Here is a 17771-nt window from a genome sequence, read left to right as displayed (position 1 = left end):
GGCAGCAGCGGGCCAGCCTCGCGCACGACATCGATGAGCAGCGCACCAGCCTCGCCCACGACATCGACGAACAGCGCACCAGNGCGAGGGCCAGCCTGGCCCACGACGTGGGGCAGCAGCGGGCCAGCCTCGCGCACGACATCGATGAGCAGCGCACCAGCCTCGCCCACGACATCGACGAACAGCGCACCAGCCTCGCCCACGACATCGACGAACAGCGCACCACTCTGGCCGCCGACATCGAACGGCAGCGAGCGGAACTAGCGAACGAGCAGGAGACAGTTCGGGCCGCGCTCGCCTTCGAGGCCGACGAAGCCCGCAGCACGGTGGCACGCGAGGTCGAGCAGTCCCGCATCGACCTGGACGTCGAACTGAAGTCCCGGCGCGATGAGGCCGAAAAGGAGTTCCTCGCCAAGCAGCAGGAGGCGGTCTCCCAGACGCAGGCCTACCTCGACGAGGCACAGTCCCAACTGGCGGAGGCCATTCGTCGCGCAAGCGAGAAGCGCAAGGAGGCCGAAACCCTCGAAACGTCGTCCAAACGCGAGGCCAAGGCTCTTCGTGCGGATGCCGACGCCACCGCAACCGAAGTGCTCTCGAATGCGGAGAAGCGGGCGAAAGCGATCGTCAAGGATGCCGAAAAGCGATCCGCGAAGCTCGTGTCGGATGCCGAGGAACGCCTGGCGAAAATTAGGATCGAACGCGAGGCGGTCGCCGCATACTTCGAGAACCTTCGCGGTGTCCTGAGCGAAGCCGAGAAGATCAGCACCGGCGCAGCCGACGCCTAGCCTGCGCAGCCGCGCAGGTTCGGTGCCGGAACGCACGATCGATACTGGAACACAGCATTGACGGGAACATTGGGGCACAGATGAAGATTCAGAACGCGTTCCGGTTCGGCCTTTTCGGCGGCCTCGGCGTGCTGGTGGCGATCGGTATCGGCACAGCCGTCGGCAACCTGGCGACGATCCTCACCTACATCGGTGCCGCGCTGTTCCTCGCTCTCGGCCTCGACCCGCTGGTCACGTGGCTGGAGAGCAAGCGTTTCCCGCGCTGGCTCGCCATCCTCACCGTCCTGGTCGGGGTGATCGGCGTCTTCACCGGCCTGGTCTTCGCATTGGTCCCGGTGATCGTCGAACAGGTCGAGAAACTCGTCGCGCAGGTGCAGGAGATCATCAAACTGTCGCAGGAGGAGCTCGAAGAGCGGATCCAGGAGGTCTTCCCGTTCCTGGATGTCAACCTGGTGTTCGCCGAGTTCGACAAGTTCGTGCAGAACCTCGACGTCTTCAGCATCGGCGGCGGTGTGCTCCAGGCCGGAATCGGCGTGGCCACCGCGGCCTTCGGGGCGATCATCGTGCTCATCCTCACCCTCTACTTCACTTCGTCGCTGAACAGTATGAAGCGGGGCATGTACCAGCTGGTGCCGGCCTCCAAGCGGGAGAGGTTCGTCGACATCTCAGAACAGGTGACCACTTCGGTCGGTCGTTATGTCGTCGGCCAGGGTTCGCTCGCCCTTATCAACGGTGTGCTGAGCTTCATCTTCCTGTCGATCATCGGCGCGGAGTACTCAGTTCTCCTGGCCTTCATCGCGTTCCTGTTCGGCCTGGTGCCCCTGGTCGGAACGCTGACCGGATCGACGATCATCGTGCTCATGGTGCTGCTGTTCAACGGCTGGCCGACGGTGCTCTTCGCGGCGATCTACTACCTCGTCTACATGCAGGTCGAGGCATACCTGATCAACCCCCGCATCATGAACCGCGCCGTGCGAGTGCCAGGCGTGCTCGTCGTCATCGCCGCTCTGGCCGGCGGCACGCTGCTCGGCGTGCTCGGCGCCCTGGTTGCCATCCCGGTGGCCGCGTCGATCCTGATCATCGTGCGCCAGGTCATCATTCCCCGGCAGAACGAGCTTTAGGCGGGCCAGGAGGTCGGCAACGGCAGGACTGCGGGGTTCAGCCGCTCCACGATCTCGGTGAGAACGCGGCGGGTCTGCTGCTCCCCCACCCACAGGTGCCTGCCGTCGTCCACGGCGACGAACTCGACCTCCGGTACGGCAGCGAAGCGCTTTCGTGCCTCCTCCGGCCGCAGGTAGTCGTCCAGTTCGGGGATCACCGTCACGAGGCGCTTGCCGCTGCCCGCCCAGGCTGCGACATCAGCATCCGTCGCCCGATGCAGCGGAGGCGATAAGAGGACAGCGCCCACGATCGGATGCTGCAGACCGTAGCGAAGCGCGACCTCGGTACCGAACGACCAGCCGACCAACCACGGACTGGGCAGCCCGCGCTCGGCGACCAGCTGCATCGCCGCGCGCAGGTCGTGTTGCTCATCGATTCCGTCACCGAACGAACCGTCAGAGGTTCCTCGAGGTGAGGTCACACCACGGAAGTTGAACCGGAGCACCGCAACATCGGCGAGGGCCGGGAGCCTGGCCGCCGCCTTCCGCAGGATGTGGGAGTCCATGAACCCGCCGGCGGTGGGCAGCGGATGCAGCGCCACCATGGTGGCGACCGGTTCGTGGCCCTCCGGCAGCGCCAGCTCTCCGACCAGGGTCAACCCGTCACTGGTCTGCAGTTCGATGTTCTCCCGGATGGCCGGGAGCTCGATGCCGGCCCGGATCTCGACCGGGCTCGACGACGCGTCTTCGGTGGTCACAGTGCTCCTAGTAGATCTTCCAGCAGTGAGTGTGCCAGTGGCGGCGGGCGGCAAGATCGTCGGATTCGCCCATCAGGCCATCCGCCCGCCAGGTCACGACGTGAGCCGTTCCGACGGCGACCTGCGTTCCGCAGCCCGGGCAGGTGTACGGTTTCGCGGCCGATGGTGCGGCGACCGGCTGTACGTTCCACAGGCCGTCGCGCTTGGACTCCGTGTGCCGCCCGCCGAAGAGTGCGCGACCGAGGTCGAGTGGCGCGTCATCCGCGTGGCGGTCGAACGCGTCACGCTTGCGACGCGGATGATTCGACCTGGGCATGTATCGAGCTTAGCCGCGGCGGCAAGAGGGATCCGGTCAGTACCAGCCCTTGGCCTGGCTGGCGCTCCAGGCGCCACAGGGAGTGCCGTAGCGGCCCTGGATGTAGCCGAGGCCCCAGGTGATCTGGGTGGCGGGGTTGGTCGCCCAATCGGCTCCGGCCGTCGCCATCTTCGATCCAGGCAGCGACTGCGGGATGCCGTACGCCCCGCTTGACTTGTTGTGGGCGTAAACGTTCCAGCCCGATTCCTTCTGCCACAGGGCGACCAGGCAGTCGTACTCGCCCTGACCCCACCCACGTGCGGTCACCATGTCGAAGGCGATCGCCTTCGCGGTGCCGGGATCGGGGGCGCCCGCTGCCGGCGCACTTCGACCGACGGGTGCAACGGGTTTGGGCGGCGCCGGCTTCGTGATGGAGTAACCCTCGCGGAGGATGGTCGAACTGTGGTCGCCCGCCACCGCGAGAGCCTGTGCGGGTCGGGCATCCGCTGCCGCTTCGGCCTCAGCGTGAGCAGTCTCGGCGAGCGCCGGCTCTTTGCCCGTCGGTGCGATGGCGAACACCAGCATGACGGCGGCGGCGATGGTGAAAGCGAAAGTACGCAGCACGAACGAACGGCGCTCGTCCCGCACCGCGGCGCCCACCCCCGACAAAACTAACGATGCCTGAGGAGGCTCATTGGTCTGATGCCTACCCACAGTGACAAAACCCTAGCCCACCTTCCTGCGAGAAAACAGGCAAGGTCAGCGAACGGCCAGCATCACGTCGATGACACTGTCGAGGAGAAGGTCGACCTGAGCCTCCCGGTAACCGCCGCGCTGGGGTCGGAAAGCCGCTGTGCGGACATCCGTCGTCTCCAGCGGCGCGCCAGAGACCAGGTGGGCCAGGATACGATCCGCCAGCGCATCGACATCCTTGCGGCGGTACCCGTTCACCATGAACCCGGCGCGAGCGAAGCGGTGCCGTTTCGGGCGTGACAGCCGGTTCACGATCTCCTGGGCGATCACGCGCGTCTCTCGATACCAGCCGTCCTCCCCCGCAGCCTGAATGGCCTGCTCCCGCTCGCGGGTGGCGAAGGCGTCTTCGAGTCGTTCCAGCGCAGCATCGACGTGAGTCGTCGAGTACCCGCCCCGACGCATGGAGAACGCGGTGGTCCGGATGTTATCGGCGCTCACCACGGAGTTTTCGGCAACCGTCGACGAGTAAGCACGGCGGGCCTCCTCGAGGAAGTCTTCGACTTCATCGATGTCGTAGCCACGCTTGCGGGTCTTGGGAAAGGTCGAGCTCACCGCTCTATTGTGCCCTACGTGAACAGGATGAAGAGCACATAGGCGCCCGCGGCACTCGGCAGGATCGAGTCGAGCCGGTCGAGGAAACCACCGTGGCCCGGCAACCAGGTGCTGATGTCCTTGATGCCGAGATCTCGTTTGATCAGCGACTCCGTGAGGTCACCCAGTGTGCCGGTGAACACCATGGTGATGCCGAAGATCAGCCCAACCCACCACGGCTGGTCGATCATGAACAGGGCGAGCAGCACTCCGGCGATGATCGCGACAACCACGGAACCGGCGAAACCCTCCCAGGTCTTCTTCGGGCTGATGCGGGGCGCCATCTTGTGCTTGCCGAGCAGGAGGCCGCTGGCGTAGGCACCCGTGTCGATCGAGATGATGGTGAGCAGGAAGGCCAACGTCCACCATTCGCCGCCCTCCTGGGCCGTGAGCAGCACGGCGAAACTGGCGAGGAACGGCACGTAGGTGTAGACGAAGGCGCCGGCCGCGACATCCGCCAGCAGCGTCTTGCCGTTCACCCGGTGACTGGGGCGGGCCTGCTCGGCGATGCGCCACAACGTGATCAGGGCGATACCGGACAGGGCGCTGAGCCACTGCCCGTCCACCCCGAGGTAGAACGCCGCCGGAACGGTGGCGAGTGCCGCAATCACGACGGGAATGCGCGGCACATTGTGCCCGGCGAACCGGAGGGCACTGGCCAGCTCGAACGCGGTGAACGCGATCAGCGCGCCGGCGAACAGCATGAACAGCTCTTTGACGACGATCAGGCTGAACAGCATGGCGAAACCGAGCGCCAGGCCGATCACGATCGCGGCGATCAGGTTGCGGCCGGTGCGCGCCTCGATCTTCTCGTTGGTCGCGTCGATCTGGGCGCGGGTGGCCTCGAATTGCGCCTTGATCTCCTCCGCGGTAGCGTGCGCGAACTCCTCGAACTCTGCGCGTTTCGATTTGCGTCGCAGTAACCAGGACCGTCGTGCGGACTTCTCGCGAGGTTCAGTCATCTAGACCTCGAGAAGCTCGGCTTCCTTCTTCTTCAGCGCGTCGTCCACACCGTCGATGTGCGCCTTGGTTGATGCCTCGAGCTCCTTTTCGGCGCGCGCGACCTCGTCATCGCCGACGTCAGCCTTCAGGGCATCCAGGTCGTCCTTCGCCCGGCGGCGGATGTTCCGGATCGAGACGCGGGCGTCCTCCGCCTTGGCTTTCACCACCTTCACATACTCCTTGCGACGGTCGGCGGTCAGCTCCGGCAGGATCGCCCGGATGGTGTTGCCGTCGTTGCCGACGCTCGCCCCGATGTGCTGGGCGCCGGCGATAGCCTTCTCGATGTCTTTGAGCGCGACCTTGTCGTACGGTGTGATCAGCAGTTGCCGGGCCTCGGGGTTGGTCATCGAAGCGAGTTGTCCCAGCGGCGTCGGGGTTCCGTAGTAGTCGACGAGGATCTTCTGGAACAGGGCCGGGTTCGCCCGACCGGTTCGCACGTTGGCGAAGTCGTCTTTCGCGGCCTCGAGGGACTTGCCCATCTTCTCTTTGGCATCCGCCAGCACGTCACTAATCACGTACAACTCCTTCGCGTCGAGAACGAGTTTACTGGTTAACCGCCAGCGAGCATGGCGACGCCGGCAAGCACGACTGCCGCGCCGATCAGTCTCTGCACCGGGTGCGGCTCCCGGAAGAACAACCAGCCGGCGAGTCCGACAAGTACCACGCTGACTTCCCGAGCCGGAGCCACCAGCGAGACCGGGGCGAGCTGGATGGCGAGGAGGATCAGAATGTAGCCGAGCGGGGCCAGGATGCCGACGGTCAGCACCAGGGCCCAGTGACCTGTCGCAACCTCCCGCACCCTGGTGCGCTCCCGAAGTCCGAGGGGTGACATGAGCAGGAACTGGAAGACGACGCTCCCCCAGTAGACACCGACGACCGGCATCCCGCCGATGGTGACCGCCGCGCTGTCCCAGAGCGTGTAGACGGCGATGATGACCCCGATCACCAGCCCGAAGGCGACGCCCGCCCGATTGTCGGCTGCGCGCGAACGGCCTCCGGCGAAACCGACCGTGATCACCCCGGCAATGACGACTGCCGCGCCCGCCAGGGCGAGGGCGCTGGGTCGTTCGGCGAAGAGCAGCATTGCGAAGATGACGGAGAGCAGCGGACCGGTCCCCCGTGCCAGCGGATACACCACCGAGACGTCACCGGCCCGATAGCCGGTCTGGAGCAGCAGGAAGTAGACGACCTGCAGGGCGCCGCTGACCGACGCGAAGCCCAGCCAGTGCCACAGGTTCGCACCGGAGTCGATAAGCGACCACACGCCGAACGGCAGGTACACGATCGCACCGACCAGGAACGCCAGCCAGAGGAACATCGCACCGGTGGCGCCGGCCTTCTTGATCGCCAGATTCCAGGCGGCGTGCACCACCGCGGCGAGGGCGATCAGGCCCAGGACGAGCGGGGTCATCCTTCAGCCGGCGCCCGGGATGGGCTAGTTGGAGACAAGCGTGCCGATGTTCTCACCACGGATGGCCTTGGCGACGTTCCCGGCCGGCGTCATGCCGAAGACCACCATGGGCATCCCGTTGTCCATGCACAGGCTGAACGCTGTCGAGTCGACCACCTTCAACCCCTGTACCAGGGCCTCCTGGTAGGTCACCTTCTCCAGCTTGGAGGCGTCGGAGTTCTTGTTCGGGTCGTCGTCGTAGACCCCGTCGACACCGTTCTTGGCGACCAGCACGACATCCGCGAAAATTTCCAGCGCCCGCTGGGCAGCCACCGTGTCGGTGGAGAAGTAGGGCAGGCCGGCACCGGCGCCGAAGATGACCACACGGCCCTTCTCCAGGTGACGCTCCGCACGCCGCGGGATGTAAGGCTCGGCCACCTGGGTCATCGAGATGGCGGACTGCACACGCGTAGCCGCGCCGGCCTGCTCGAGGAAGTCCTGCAGGGCGAGGGCGTTCATCACGGTGCCCAGCATGCCCATGTAGTCGGCTCGGCCACGGTCCATCCCGCGTTGGGAGAGCTCGGCCCCGCGGAAGAAGTTTCCTCCGCCGACCACGATGGCGATCTCCACCTCGGATGCGACCGAGGCGATCTCCTTCGCGATGGAGCTGACGACATCCGGATTCACGCCAAGGGAACCGCCACCGAAGGACTCTCCTGAAAGCTTGAGAAGAACCCGTCGCTTGCTTTTCCCTGTCGTCATGTCTTCTCCCTCGATGGTGTTCTTACAGATTATTGCGTTGCACATGAAAAAGGGGTCCGAGTCGCATCAGCGTCTCGGACCCCTCATCACACCAGGGCTAGGCGCCGACCTTGAAGCGGGCGAAGCCGCTGACAGTCAGGCCGGCATCGCTGAGCACCTTGCTGATGACCAGCTTGTTGTCGCGGGCATACTCCTGCTCGAGCAGGGCGACCTGCTTGAAGAATGCGCCAAGACGACCCTCGATGATCTTCGGAAGGGCAGCCTCAGGCTTTCCCTCGCCGCGGCTGATCTCCTCGACGATGCGACGCTCGTTGTCGACGTCTTCGGCCGGAACGTCCTCGCGGGTCAGGTAGATCGGGTCAGCGAACGAGATGTGCTGCGCGACACCGCGGGCGGTCTCCCCATCGTCACCGGCGTAGCCGAGCACAACGCCGACCTGCGCTGGCAGGTCCTTGTTGGTCTTGTGCAGGTAGATGGAGAACTTCTCCCCCGAGACGGCGGCCACGCGGCGAAGCTCGATCTTCTCGCCGAGGATAGCGGCCTCGTCGCTGATGAGGTCGGCAACCGTCTGAGAGCCGGCGGGAGCCGCGAGGGCCTCCTCCAGAGTCGTTGCTCCGGCAGCGACCACCGCGTCGAGCACCTTCTCGCTCAGGGAGACGAATTTGTCGCTCTTGGCAACGAAGTCGGTCTCGCAAGCGAGTTCGATCAGCGTTGCGGTGTTTCCGTTCTCACGAGCGGCAATGAGGCCCTCGCTGGTGGACCGGTCGGAGCGCTTGGCGTTGCTCTTCGCACCGCGCAGGCGCAGCAGCTCGGTGGCCTTCTCCAGGTCACCGCCCGCCTCAACGAGCGCGTTCTTGGTCTCGACCATGCCAGTGCCGAGGCGCTCGCGCAGGGTCTTGAGGTCTTCCAGGCTGAAATCTGCCATGTCGGTTCCTTACTCCTTGTCTGCTGCGGCGTCAGCCTTGGCAGCAGCGGGCTTCTTCGCAGCCGGCTTCTTGACGGCGGCAGGCTTCTTCTCGGCGCCGGTGGAGGCGGCTTCGATCTTCGCCTCGGTCTCGGCGTCCGACTCCGGCTCGTGCTTCGGGGTGACGTCGCTCGACTCTGCAGCCTTCTCGGCAACAGCGGCATCCGCGTCGTTCTCCTGCGTGGTGTCGCCAACCGGCTTCTCCGCCTTCGCGGGCTCCTCGGTCTTGGCGGGCTCCTCCGCCGTGGCGGGCTCCTCAGCCGTGGCGGCTGCTTCAGCAGGCGTCTCAGCAGCAGGCGCGGCCTCGGCGGTCTGGCCGAGCAGTTCGGCCTCCCACTCGGCGAGCGGTTCGACGGCGGAGACGTTGCCCTCCTCGGTCTTCGAGTGGCGCTGAACCAGGCCCTCGGCCGCGGCATCCGCAATGATGCGGGTGAGCAGGCCGACCGAACGGATGGCGTCGTCGTTACCCGGGATCGGGTACTGAACTTCGTCCGGGTCGCAGTTGGTGTCGAGGATCGCGATGACCGGGATACCGAGCTTGCGCGCCTCGTCGATGGCGAGGTGCTCCTTCTTGGTGTCGACGATCCAGATCGCGGAAGGCGTCTTGGTCAGGTTGCGGATACCACCCAGGCTCTTGTGCAGCTTGGTGAGTTCACGCTTCTTGATCAGGAGTTCCTTCTTGGTGAAACCCTTGGTGGTGTCGTCGAAGTCGAGCTCTTCGAGCTCCTTCATGCGCGAGAGGCGCTTCGACACGGTCTGGAAGTTGGTGAGGAGCCCACCGAGCCAGCGCTGGTTGACGAACGGCTGGCCGACGCGCTGAGCCTGCTCGGCGATGGCGCCCTGAGCCTGCTTCTTGGTGCCGACGAACAGGATGGTGCCGCCGTGGGCAACCGTCTCCTTGACGTAGTCGTAGGTCTTGTCGATGTAGGCGAGCGACTGCTGCAGGTCGATGATGTGGCTGCCGCTGCGCTCGGTCAGGATGAAACGCTTCATCTTCGGGTTCCAGCGGCGGGTCTGGTGTCCGAAGTGAACGCCGCTGTCGAGCAGCTGGCGGATGGTGACAACGGCCATTGCCGTCTCCTTTTCTGGCACGGCTGCCCGAGGCTCGCCGTGCTCGTTCTCAGTTGTTATCGCGGCCGGTCGGCCACTGATCCTGGTGCCCGGCCCACATCCGCAGATCACTCCCGTTTCGACGTGCGGCACGGATGATCAGACTGATTGGATGTGAGTGCCACGTCGGTGAGGACGTCATGGGCACGCGTAGTCACCCCGAATACACGGGATGCGTCGTCAATCATAGCACTGCTCCCTCCCCTCCCCGTGGCTCCTGCGAAGTGCACCAATCAGGGTCAACCCCGGCGGTCCCTGGTCGGCGTTCGGCACCATGGAGGGGTGTTGCTCCCTCCGCCAGGCACCGGTCCATCCCGGCTTGCTGCGCTGGTGATAGTGATCGCATCGACACTGTTCGCGGCGTCCCCCGCCGCGTCGGCGACGAGCGTTCACGCGGCGGAGGGAGCATCCGTCACCTGGGTCTGGCCGGTCAGCCCGCCGCGGATGATCGTGCGGCCTTACATTGCCCCGCCCATCCCCTACGCCGCCGGGCATCGCGGTATCGACATCGGGACCCAGGCGGATGCCCCAGCCGGCGTGTTCTCACCGGATGACGGGGTGGTGCACTTCGCCGGAGTGGTGGTTGACCGCCCGGTGCTGTCGATCCGCCACCGTGGCGGCCTGATCTCGAGCTTCGAGCCCGTGACGACGGAACTGGTGGCTGGAGCAGCCGTACTTCGCGGCCAGCAGGTCGGAGTGCTGCAGCCCGGGCACTGTTCCAGGCCCTGCCTGCACTTCGGCGTTCGCCTGCACGGGGAATACCTCTCACCGCTGGCCTACCTCGGCGGGATCCCCCACTCGGTGCTGCTGCCGACCCGGCCTCTGCGCTGACTCGCGCTGAGACCTACTCAGGGCAGGCTATTTCGAGCGAGAAAGGGCGCTCGGCCACCAGATGGTGCGGCCGATGTCGTGGCTGAGGGCTGGGACCAGCAGCGAACGCACCAGGAAGGTGTCGAGCAGCACGCCGAAGGCGACGATGAAGGAGATCTGCGCCAGGAACAGGATCGGCAGGACTCCGAGCGCCGCGAACGTCGCCGCCAGCACCAGCCCGGCCGAGGTGATTACTCCCCCGGTGGAGGACAGCCCGCGCAGGATGCCCTCTCGGGTGCCGTGCTTCAGCGACTCCTCCCGCACCCGCGTCATCAGGAAGATGTTGTAGTCGATGCCGAGCGCCACCAGGAACACGAACCCGAACATGGGCACCGACGGGTCGGCTCCGGGGAAGTCGAAGATCCCGTTGAACACCAGCGCGGAAACTCCGAGCGCGGCGCCGAACGACAGCACGACACTGGCGACCAGCAGCACCGGCGCGAGAACCGACCTCAGCAGCAGCATCAGGATGAGCAGGATCGCGCTCAGCACCAGTGGGATGATCAGGTTCCGGTCGTGGATCGCTGCCTCGTTGGTGTCGATGGCGACGGCGGTGACCCCGCCGACGATGGCCGCGGAGCCGCCCTCCTGGAATGACCCGCGCAGGGCGTTCACGGTGACCGCAGCATCCGCTGAATCGCCGGCATCATCGAGTGTTGCCTGCAGCATCACCCGACCGTCAACCGTTTTCGGCTCGGGAACCGGTGTTCCGGGCGGACCGACCGGCTGGATGCCGTCGGCGGTCACCGGTGCTGTGCCGCTGGGCGAATCATCCGACAGCACCGAGACGGATGCGACGCCGTCGGTTTCGAGGACGGTCGCCACCACCTCACCGAGCTCCGGCACCGGCGCGATGATCACCGCCGGGGTACCCGACCCTCCGGGGAAATGCTCGCCCAGCACCGCCTGGCCGTCCCGCGCCTGCGACTCGCCCAGCACGAACTCGCTCTGCGCGACGCCGTCCGCCTTCAGCTGGAGCATCCCGACGGAGGCGACCACCAGGATGAGGGTGCTGGCAATCCACACCACGCGCGGACGCCGGGAGACCAGACGACCGACACGGCCCCACACGCCTCTTCTGGCGGTGTGTTCCGGATGCTCGGAGCCGAGAGCCGGTGCAAACGGCCAGAACGCCACCCGCCCGGCAGCCATCAGCACAGTGGGAAGGAACGTCAGGGCAGCAAGCACCGCGAAGCCGATGCCGATGGCAGCGACCGGGCCCATCGCCTTGTTCGAGTTCAGGTCGCTGAACAGCAGGATCAGCATGGCCGCGATGACGGTTCCACCAGACGCCAGGATCGGCTCGAATGAGCCCTTCAACGCAGCCCAGGTGGCGTCCCACCGCCGTGCATGATCGCGTAGCGCCTCCTTGTAGCGCGCCACGTATAACAGCGAGTAGTCGGTGGCGGCACCGATCACCAGGATCATCAGGATGCCCTGCGTCTGCCCGCTGAGCACCACGATCTCTGCCTTCGCCAGTTCGACGACGACGAAGATCGCGGCAGTCAGCGCGAACATGCTGGTTCCGAGCACGATCAGGGGCAACAACGGCGAACGGTAGACGACGATGAGGATCACGAGCACTGCGGCGAGTGCGACCAGCAGCAGCAGCCCATCGATTCCGCTGAAGGCGTCGACAATGTCAGCAGAGAGACCGGCTGGGCCGGTGACCAGGGCGACCAACCCCGGCTCGGAGTCAGCGGCCAGGTAGGCGCGGACCTCCTCGACGGTGTCAGCCACCTTGATGTTCGTGTCGATCGGCACGAACAGTTCGGCGGCCTGGCCGTCCTCCGAGAAGATCGGCGGCGACACACCGTCAGACAGGACACCGTGCATGGTGCCGAGGTCTTCCGCCTGACGCTCGATGCGACGCTTGTCGGCATCCGTCAATCCGGTGGAGCGCTGGTAGACGAGCACGGCCGGAACAGCGTCACTGTCGCGGAACTCCGCCTGCAGCTCCTGCACTTCGGTCGCTTCGGCACTCGACGGCAGGTGCTGGGCCTGGTCGTTGTCGGCGACCTCGTTGACCTCACTGAACGACGAGCCGCCCACGCCGGCCATCGCAAACCAGGCCAGGGCCAGCACCATCGGGATCAGGACGCGCAGCCAGCGAGGCACGCGGGTACGGCGAGGTGGGCGGGCGGTGGTTGGAGTCTCAGATGCGGTCACTATTCCGACAGTATTCACGCGGATGTCCGGCGGCGTCGTACAAAAGTTTGAATCCGCCGGAGTGGTTCGGGGGTGATGGTCCGTTCGATGGATGCCGGGCATCCGCTGGCGGAACTAGGCTCGCGTCATGGACCGGACGGGCACACAGGAACGCACAGTCGTGTTCTCGCGGAACACCCCGCTGGCCCCCGTCTTCCTCGGCCTGCGCATTGCGCTGCACACGACGGTGACCGGGCTCACGCTCTTCGTGATCGTTCGAGGCGTCACGCTGGAGCTTCCGGCCGCCTCCTGGATCGTCGCCATGGCGGTCGTGCTGCTGATCACCTATACCAGTGGCGCTTTCCTGTTGCGGTCGGGGCCGTCGCGACTCGTCCAGTTGTGCTGGCTGGCCACGGTGACCGCAGAAGTCGTCGCGCTGGTCTGGCTGACATCGGATGCCGCGTTCCTGGTCTTTCCGCTGTTCTTCCTTCAATTGCACCTGCTCCCGATCAGGTGGTCGGTTCCCCTGGTGGCCGCCACCACGGCGTTCACCATCGCATCCATGGCCGCGCACACCGGGTGGGGCGTGGGCGGGGTGATCGGCCCGATCATCGGCGCTGCGGTCGCCATCGCCATCGGGCTCGGTTACCGCGCGCTGTACCGCGAAACGGAGGAGCGGCAGCGCCTGATCGACGACCTGGTGGCCACGCGCCACGAACTGGCGGTACGGGAACGGGAGACGGGCGTCCTGGAGGAGCGTGAAAGGCTGGCGCGGGAAATCCACGACACCGTCGCCCAGGGCTTGTCGAGCATCCAACTGCTCCTCCACGCAGCCGAGAGAACCGTGACTGACCCGGGGGCCGTCGAGCACGTGCGCCTGGCGCGCGAAACCGCCGCAGCGAGCCTCGCGGAGGCACGGCAGTTCGTTCGGGAGCTTTCTCCACCCGCCCTTGAAGAACAGGGGCTCCCGCAGGCCCTGGAGCGACTTGCGGAGGCCACCACACAGGCCGACCTGGTGGTGTCGTTCCACCTCAGTGGCGACCTCATCGAGCTGCCGATGCGCCAGGAGACCGCGCTGCTGCGCATCGCCCAGGCATCACTGGCCAACGTGACCCAGCACTCCGGAGCGACCCGAGCAGAGGTGACGCTCACTTATCTCGATGACTGGGTCGGCCTGGACATCGTCGACAATGGCAGTGGTTTCGATCCCAATGAAGCGACCAAAGCGTCGTCGTTCGGCCTGGCCGGTCTTCGCGGGCGCGTCGCGGGGTTGGGCGGCCGGCTGTCGATCGAATCCACTCCGGGTGGGGGTACGGCCATCGCCGCCGCGTTCGACCTGACGGATGGTGCACCGTGATTCGCATCCTGATCGCCGACGACCACCCAGTGGTGCGGGCCGGTCTGCGCGCACTGTTCTCCGGCGAGGCCGACCTCGAGGTGGTTGCCGATGTGCCCACTGCCGAGGAAGCCGTGCGGTCGGCAGGGCAAGGCACTGTCGACCTGGTGCTCATGGACCTCCAGTTCGGCGGGGGAATGCAGGGTGTTGCCGCCACCCAGGCGATTCGCGCGCAGCATCCGTCGCCCCGCGTGCTGGTGTTGACCAATTACGACACGGATGCCGACATCCTGGGCGCCATCGAGGCTGGCGCGAGCGGCTACCTGCTGAAGGATGCGCCGCCACACGAACTGCTTGCCGCGGTGCGAGGTGCGTCAGCCGGCGAGACCGCGCTGGCGCCCGCTGTCGCCGACCGTTTGAGCATCCGTCGGCAGAAGAAGGGGCCCGAACTCACGCTGCGCGAGATCGAGGTTCTGGGCCTGGTGGCCGACGGGAAGTCCAACCGGGCCATCGGGCGGGAGCTGTTCCTCAGCGAGGCGACCGTCAAGTCGCACCTCGTGCACATCTTCACCAAGCTCGGGGTGGCATCTCGGACCCAGGCCGTCGCCCGGGCGCGCGAGACCGGGTCCATTCGCACCTGAGACTGTGCGCTCAGGCGCGAGGGTGAGCCGAACGGTAGCTGTCCTTCAACCGCTCCATGGAGACGTGCGTGTATATCTGCGTTGTGCCGAGGCTGGCATGCCCGAGCATCTCCTGGACTGCCCGCAGGTCGGCGCCGCCGTCCAGCAGGTGCGTTGCTGCGGTGTGGCGGAGCGCGTGCGGGCCGGACGGCCCTCCGCCGGGGATCTCATCCAGAAGTCCGGACACCAACCGGTAGACCGTACGGCTGCCGAGGCGCCGCCCCTGGGCGCCCAGGAACATGGCCTGTGTCGGCTCGCGCAGCAGCAGCCCGCGAGCGTCGTCGAGGTAGGCGACGATGGCGTCCTTCGCCGGAACCCCGAACGGGACGACCCGCTCCTTCGACCCCTTGCCGAGCACCCGGACGGTGAGGCGCCCGAGGTCGACGCTGCCCTGGTCCAGCCCCACCAGCTCGCTGACACGTAGAGCGGATGCGTACAGCAGCTCGATGACGCACAGGTCACGCATCGCGTTCGGGTCGCCCGTGCCCGCCTTCACCTCGAGCGAGGCGAGCATGTCCGCCAGCTGTTGGCGGGTCAGCACCCGGGGTAGTGAGCGGTCTGGTCTCGGCGATTTCAGGCGGACTGCCGCATCCGTCGACCCGTCCTGCTTGGCCAGCCAGGCACTGAACGCCCTGGCGGCAGCTGACCGGCGGGCGAGGGTGGACTTCGCAAGGCCGTCCTGCGTTCCCTGCCAGAGCCAATCGCGGAGGAGGTCGAGCGAGAGGCCCTGTGACGTTGCGACGCCCTGGGTGTCGGCGAACTCGCTGAGCCTGGCCAGGTCTGCGCGATACGACCTAACCGTGTTCGGGCTGAACCCCCGCTCGGCGCTGAGGTAGCGCGAGAACGCGTCAATGGCAGGGTCAAGCTTCACGCCTCTATCGTGCAGCGCGCTGCCTCCGCTCTGCCGCTCCCCCGCCGCAGTGCGCGGATCGGATTCGCTCCAGCCGGGCGGGTAACGGCCGATTAATGTCAGCGCATGCCCTAAGGCCGCTCCCCTGGCCGGCTACCCTCAGCTGGCAGGTTCGGTGCCCAGGTTGAAGCTGCTCTTCTTGCTGGAGAACATCTCGCGCCGCTGGTGGGGTGTCATGGCTTCGATCTGGGCGCGGTAGTCCGCGGAGAAGCCGGAAACTTCAGCGTTGTCTCCGAGCGGGACGAGCGAGTGCACCACCCTGTCCTCGTAGACATGAACCATGCTGATCGCCTGGCCAGCGTCGATGCCGGAGAGCAGGCGGTGGTCGGCGGTGAGGTCCAGCGTGTAGCAGGTGGCTGAGACGACCGACACGGGCACGCCGGCGAACATGCTGTGGGTGGAGTAGTGGAGGTGGCCGGCGAGGATGCCGCGGACATCCGTTCCCCGCACCACCTCGGCGAAGGCGTGCTGGTCTTCGAGTTCGAGCATCTCCATCGCCCAGAGGAGCGGGGTGGGGATCGGCGGGTGGTGCACGGCGATGAACGTGCCGTGCGGCGCAGGCGTGGCCAGCTCGGCGCGGAGCCATTCGAGTTGGTCGGGGGTGATGGCACCGTGGTGGTAGCCGGGCACGCTGGTGTCCAGCGAGATGATGCGCAGGCTGCCCACGTTGTAGACGCGGTCCTGGGGCGCTTCGCTGCCCGGTTCGTCGAAGAGTTCCTGCGAGTACTGCAGGCGCTCATCGTGGTTGCCCATCACCCAGATGACCTGGGCGCCGAGGCGTTCGGCGGCCGGCTCGACAATGGCGCGGAGGCGCTGGTAGGCATCCGGCTCCCCCAGGTCGGCCAGGTCACCGGTGAAGACGATCGCTTCGGGGCGGACGTCTGACCGTTCCAGCTGCTTGAGCGCCTGCTCCAGGTGGTCTTCGGTTCTCACCGATCCGTACAGCTCTTTGCCGGCGGCGAGAAAGTGGGTGTCGCTGATGTGGGCGATGGCGTGCAGGGGCGCGGGGTGCTGGCCGAGTTGAGTCACGGCTCAACAGTATTGCCCGCCGCCGACCGTGACCAACTACACGCCTTTCTTCACCCAGCCCCGCTCCCGCTCCGCCACTGTGCCCTCCACGGAGGCGGCACCGAGGATCGCCTGCACGGTGGCGACGGACAGCCCGGAGCGGGCGGCGATGTCGTGGGTGGTCCGCGGGGAACGCGTGCTGATGGCATCGAACACCCTGACCTGTTCGGAGGTCGCACCCTCGCCGAGGCCGTCCAGCGTGTTGGCTTCGGCCCCGGCGAGCGGCGCCAGCTCGGCCATTTCGGCGGCATTGGTCACGCAGACGGCGTCGAAGTCGCGAATGAGGCGGTGACATCCGGCGGATGCCATCGAGGTCACCGGCCCGGGGACCGCACCGAGCGGCCGGCCAAGGGCAGCAGCGTGCCCAGCGGTGTTGAGCGACCCGGATCGCCAGCCGGCTTCCATCACGATAGTGGCCTGGCTGGCAGCCGCTATGAGCCTGTTTCTTTGAAGAAATCTCCACTTGGTGGGTTGTGAGCCGCACGGCAATTCCGAGACGACTGCCCCGGACTCGACAATGCGGGTCAGGAGCGCGTCGTGCCCGCTCGGATAGAACCGGTCGACGCCGCCGGCCAGGAACGCCACGGTCTGGCCGGAACTCGCGAGCGCCGCCCGGTGAGCCATCCCGTCGATCCCGTAGGCGGCGCCGGACACAATCGTGTACCCGCGGTCGACCAGGCTGGCGGATGCTTCCATGGTCACCTGCTCGCCGTAGCCGGTCGCCGCCCGGGCACCCACCAGGGAGATCGACTGCTCGAGGGTGAGCATCGTCGAGACGTTCCCGCGCAACCAGAGCGCGATCGGCGCATGGAGGCCCAGGTCGGCCATGCCGACCGGCCAGGCCGGGTCGCCGGGCGTGAGCAGTCGAACGTTGAACCGGGCGGCCTGCTTCAACGCGATCAGTGCAGTGGCAGACGTGATTCGCGGATGCCAGCGCTTCAGGGCATCCGTCGCCTCCTCCTCCGTCAGGTTCTCAATGCCGGTTTCGCGCACCTCCGACACCATTCGGGTCACTGTCCAGCGGTCAACCACGGACGCCAGTGCCTGGGAAGCACCGAGCGCGGACACGAGGACGCCTGCAACACGGTCCCCGGGCTCGGCGATCCCTGTCCATGCTGAGCGGGCGAAGCGCTCCGCGATCTCCGATGGCTCCAGCTGTTCACCGGCAATCTCACGGATCAGTGGCGCGACCACCGCCTCCTTGATGCCGAACATGCTCATCGGTGCGCCTTTCTCTTGGTGGGTTATC

General features: G+C 66.4%; 18 protein-coding genes. 4 read left to right on the top strand and 14 right to left on the bottom strand.

The window, feature by feature from the left end; translation table 11 throughout:
• Positions 1-865: 865 nt before the first annotated feature.
• Complete coding sequence (locus ACX3PH_RS06170) at positions 866-1906, top strand: AI-2E family transporter (protein ID WP_459090486.1); 1041 nt, start codon at positions 866-868, stop codon at positions 1904-1906.
• Here ACX3PH_RS06170 and ACX3PH_RS06165 read toward each other — a convergent pair.
• The 10 genes from ACX3PH_RS06165 to rpsB form a co-directional block, all read right to left on the bottom strand.
• Positions 1903-2643 (bottom strand): alpha/beta hydrolase, encoded by a 741-nt coding sequence (locus ACX3PH_RS06165; protein ID WP_459090484.1) that lies wholly within the window; start codon positions 2641-2643, stop codon positions 1903-1905. The two genes, ACX3PH_RS06170 and ACX3PH_RS06165, sit on opposite strands and share 4 nt — an antisense overlap.
• A gap of 7 nt (positions 2644-2650) precedes the next feature.
• Entirely contained in the window at positions 2651-2959 is a 309-nt protein-coding gene (locus tag ACX3PH_RS06160) for a hypothetical protein (RefSeq protein ID WP_459090482.1), read from the bottom strand.
• A 36-nt stretch (positions 2960-2995) separates the two neighbouring features.
• Complete coding sequence (locus ACX3PH_RS06155) at positions 2996-3598, bottom strand: aggregation-promoting factor C-terminal-like domain-containing protein (RefSeq protein ID WP_459090480.1); 603 nt, start codon at positions 3596-3598, stop codon at positions 2996-2998.
• Positions 3599-3697: 99 nt separating this feature from the next.
• Positions 3698-4243, bottom strand: a complete 546-nt coding sequence (locus ACX3PH_RS06150) for a DivIVA domain-containing protein (protein ID WP_459090478.1) — start codon at positions 4241-4243, stop codon at positions 3698-3700.
• A gap of 14 nt (positions 4244-4257) precedes the next feature.
• Positions 4258-5244: a phosphatidate cytidylyltransferase gene (locus ACX3PH_RS06145; protein WP_459090476.1), complete on the bottom strand. Its 987-nt coding sequence runs from the start codon at positions 5242-5244 to the stop codon at positions 4258-4260.
• Entirely contained in the window at positions 5245-5799 is a 555-nt protein-coding gene (gene frr, locus ACX3PH_RS06140; RefSeq protein ID WP_459090474.1) for a ribosome recycling factor, read from the bottom strand.
• Positions 5800-5834: 35 nt separating this feature from the next.
• A complete protein-coding gene (locus tag ACX3PH_RS06135; protein ID WP_459090472.1) occupies positions 5835-6695 on the bottom strand; it encodes an EamA family transporter in 861 nt (286 codons plus the stop codon).
• 24 nt (positions 6696-6719) lie between these two features.
• Positions 6720-7436, bottom strand: coding sequence for a UMP kinase (gene pyrH / locus ACX3PH_RS06130; protein WP_459090470.1), 717 nt, complete (start codon positions 7434-7436; stop codon positions 6720-6722).
• A 97-nt stretch (positions 7437-7533) separates the two neighbouring features.
• Complete coding sequence (tsf, locus tag ACX3PH_RS06125; protein WP_459090468.1) at positions 7534-8361, bottom strand: translation elongation factor Ts; 828 nt, start codon at positions 8359-8361, stop codon at positions 7534-7536.
• A gap of 9 nt (positions 8362-8370) precedes the next feature.
• Positions 8371-9471 carry a 30S ribosomal protein S2 gene (rpsB, locus tag ACX3PH_RS06120; RefSeq protein WP_459090466.1) on the bottom strand — a complete coding sequence of 367 codons (1101 nt, stop codon included), beginning with the start codon at positions 9469-9471 and terminating at the stop codon, positions 8371-8373.
• Between the two features lie 375 nt (positions 9472-9846).
• Between rpsB and ACX3PH_RS06115 the strand changes: the two genes are divergently transcribed.
• On the top strand, positions 9847-10341 hold the full coding sequence (locus tag ACX3PH_RS06115) for a M23 family metallopeptidase (RefSeq protein ID WP_459090464.1): 495 nt from the start codon (positions 9847-9849) through the stop codon (positions 10339-10341).
• A 27-nt stretch (positions 10342-10368) separates the two neighbouring features.
• Here the strand turns inward: ACX3PH_RS06115 and ACX3PH_RS06110 are convergent, their stop codons facing one another.
• Complete coding sequence (locus ACX3PH_RS06110; RefSeq protein ID WP_459091442.1) at positions 10369-12468, bottom strand: MMPL family transporter; 2100 nt, start codon at positions 12466-12468, stop codon at positions 10369-10371.
• A 208-nt stretch (positions 12469-12676) separates the two neighbouring features.
• Here ACX3PH_RS06110 and ACX3PH_RS06105 point away from each other — a divergent pair, with 208 nt between their 5' ends.
• Complete coding sequence (locus ACX3PH_RS06105) at positions 12677-13885, top strand: sensor histidine kinase (protein ID WP_459090462.1); 1209 nt, start codon at positions 12677-12679, stop codon at positions 13883-13885.
• The gene (locus tag ACX3PH_RS06100; RefSeq protein WP_459090460.1) at positions 13882-14505 is read left to right on the top strand and encodes a response regulator; all 624 of its coding nucleotides are present in this window, start codon (positions 13882-13884) and stop codon (positions 14503-14505) included. The genes ACX3PH_RS06105 and ACX3PH_RS06100 overlap by 4 nt, the downstream gene beginning before the upstream one ends.
• A 10-nt stretch (positions 14506-14515) precedes the next feature.
• Here the strand turns inward: ACX3PH_RS06100 and ACX3PH_RS06095 are convergent, their stop codons facing one another.
• The 3 genes from ACX3PH_RS06095 to dprA all read right to left on the bottom strand — a co-directional run bounded on the left by ACX3PH_RS06095 (position 14516) and on the right by dprA (position 17743).
• Positions 14516-15415, bottom strand: a complete 900-nt coding sequence (locus ACX3PH_RS06095) for a tyrosine recombinase XerC (protein ID WP_459090458.1) — start codon at positions 15413-15415, stop codon at positions 14516-14518.
• Positions 15416-15553: 138 nt separating this feature from the next.
• A complete protein-coding gene (locus ACX3PH_RS06090) occupies positions 15554-16483 on the bottom strand; it encodes a phosphodiesterase (RefSeq protein WP_459090456.1) in 930 nt (309 codons plus the stop codon).
• A 36-nt stretch (positions 16484-16519) separates the two neighbouring features.
• The gene (gene dprA / locus ACX3PH_RS06085) at positions 16520-17743 is read right to left on the bottom strand and encodes a DNA-processing protein DprA (RefSeq protein WP_459090454.1); all 1224 of its coding nucleotides are present in this window, start codon (positions 17741-17743) and stop codon (positions 16520-16522) included.
• Between the last annotated feature and the right edge of the window lie 28 nt (positions 17744-17771).

This window comes from Homoserinimonas sp. A520, assembly GCF_054489245.1.
Note: the sequence above shows the minus strand (reverse complement) of the source record. Positions and strands in the feature narration are given on the sequence as shown.

Bases quoted from the DNA above. Each gene is read 5' to 3' on its own strand.
- ACX3PH_RS06135 (WP_459090472.1), bottom strand. From the start codon at position 6,695: ATGACCCCGCTCGTCCTGGGCCTGATCGCCCTCGCCGCGGTGGTGCAC.
- dprA (WP_459090454.1), bottom strand. From the start codon at position 17,743: ATGAGCATGTTCGGCATCAAGGAGGCGGTGGTCGCGCCACTGATCCGT.
- tsf (WP_459090468.1), bottom strand. From the start codon at position 8,361: ATGGCAGATTTCAGCCTGGAAGACCTCAAGACCCTGCGCGAGCGCCTC.
- ACX3PH_RS06160 (WP_459090482.1), bottom strand. From the start codon at position 2,959: ATGCCCAGGTCGAATCATCCGCGTCGCAAGCGTGACGCGTTCGACCGC.
- ACX3PH_RS06170 (WP_459090486.1), top strand. From the start codon at position 866: ATGAAGATTCAGAACGCGTTCCGGTTCGGCCTTTTCGGCGGCCTCGGC.
- pyrH (WP_459090470.1), bottom strand. From the start codon at position 7,436: ATGACGACAGGGAAAAGCAAGCGACGGGTTCTTCTCAAGCTTTCAGGA.
- ACX3PH_RS06110 (WP_459091442.1), bottom strand. From the start codon at position 12,468: ATGGTGCTGGCCCTGGCCTGGTTTGCGATGGCCGGCGTGGGCGGCTCG.
- rpsB (WP_459090466.1), bottom strand. From the start codon at position 9,471: ATGGCCGTTGTCACCATCCGCCAGCTGCTCGACAGCGGCGTTCACTTC.
- ACX3PH_RS06145 (WP_459090476.1), bottom strand. From the start codon at position 5,244: ATGACTGAACCTCGCGAGAAGTCCGCACGACGGTCCTGGTTACTGCGA.
- ACX3PH_RS06105 (WP_459090462.1), top strand. From the start codon at position 12,677: ATGGACCGGACGGGCACACAGGAACGCACAGTCGTGTTCTCGCGGAAC.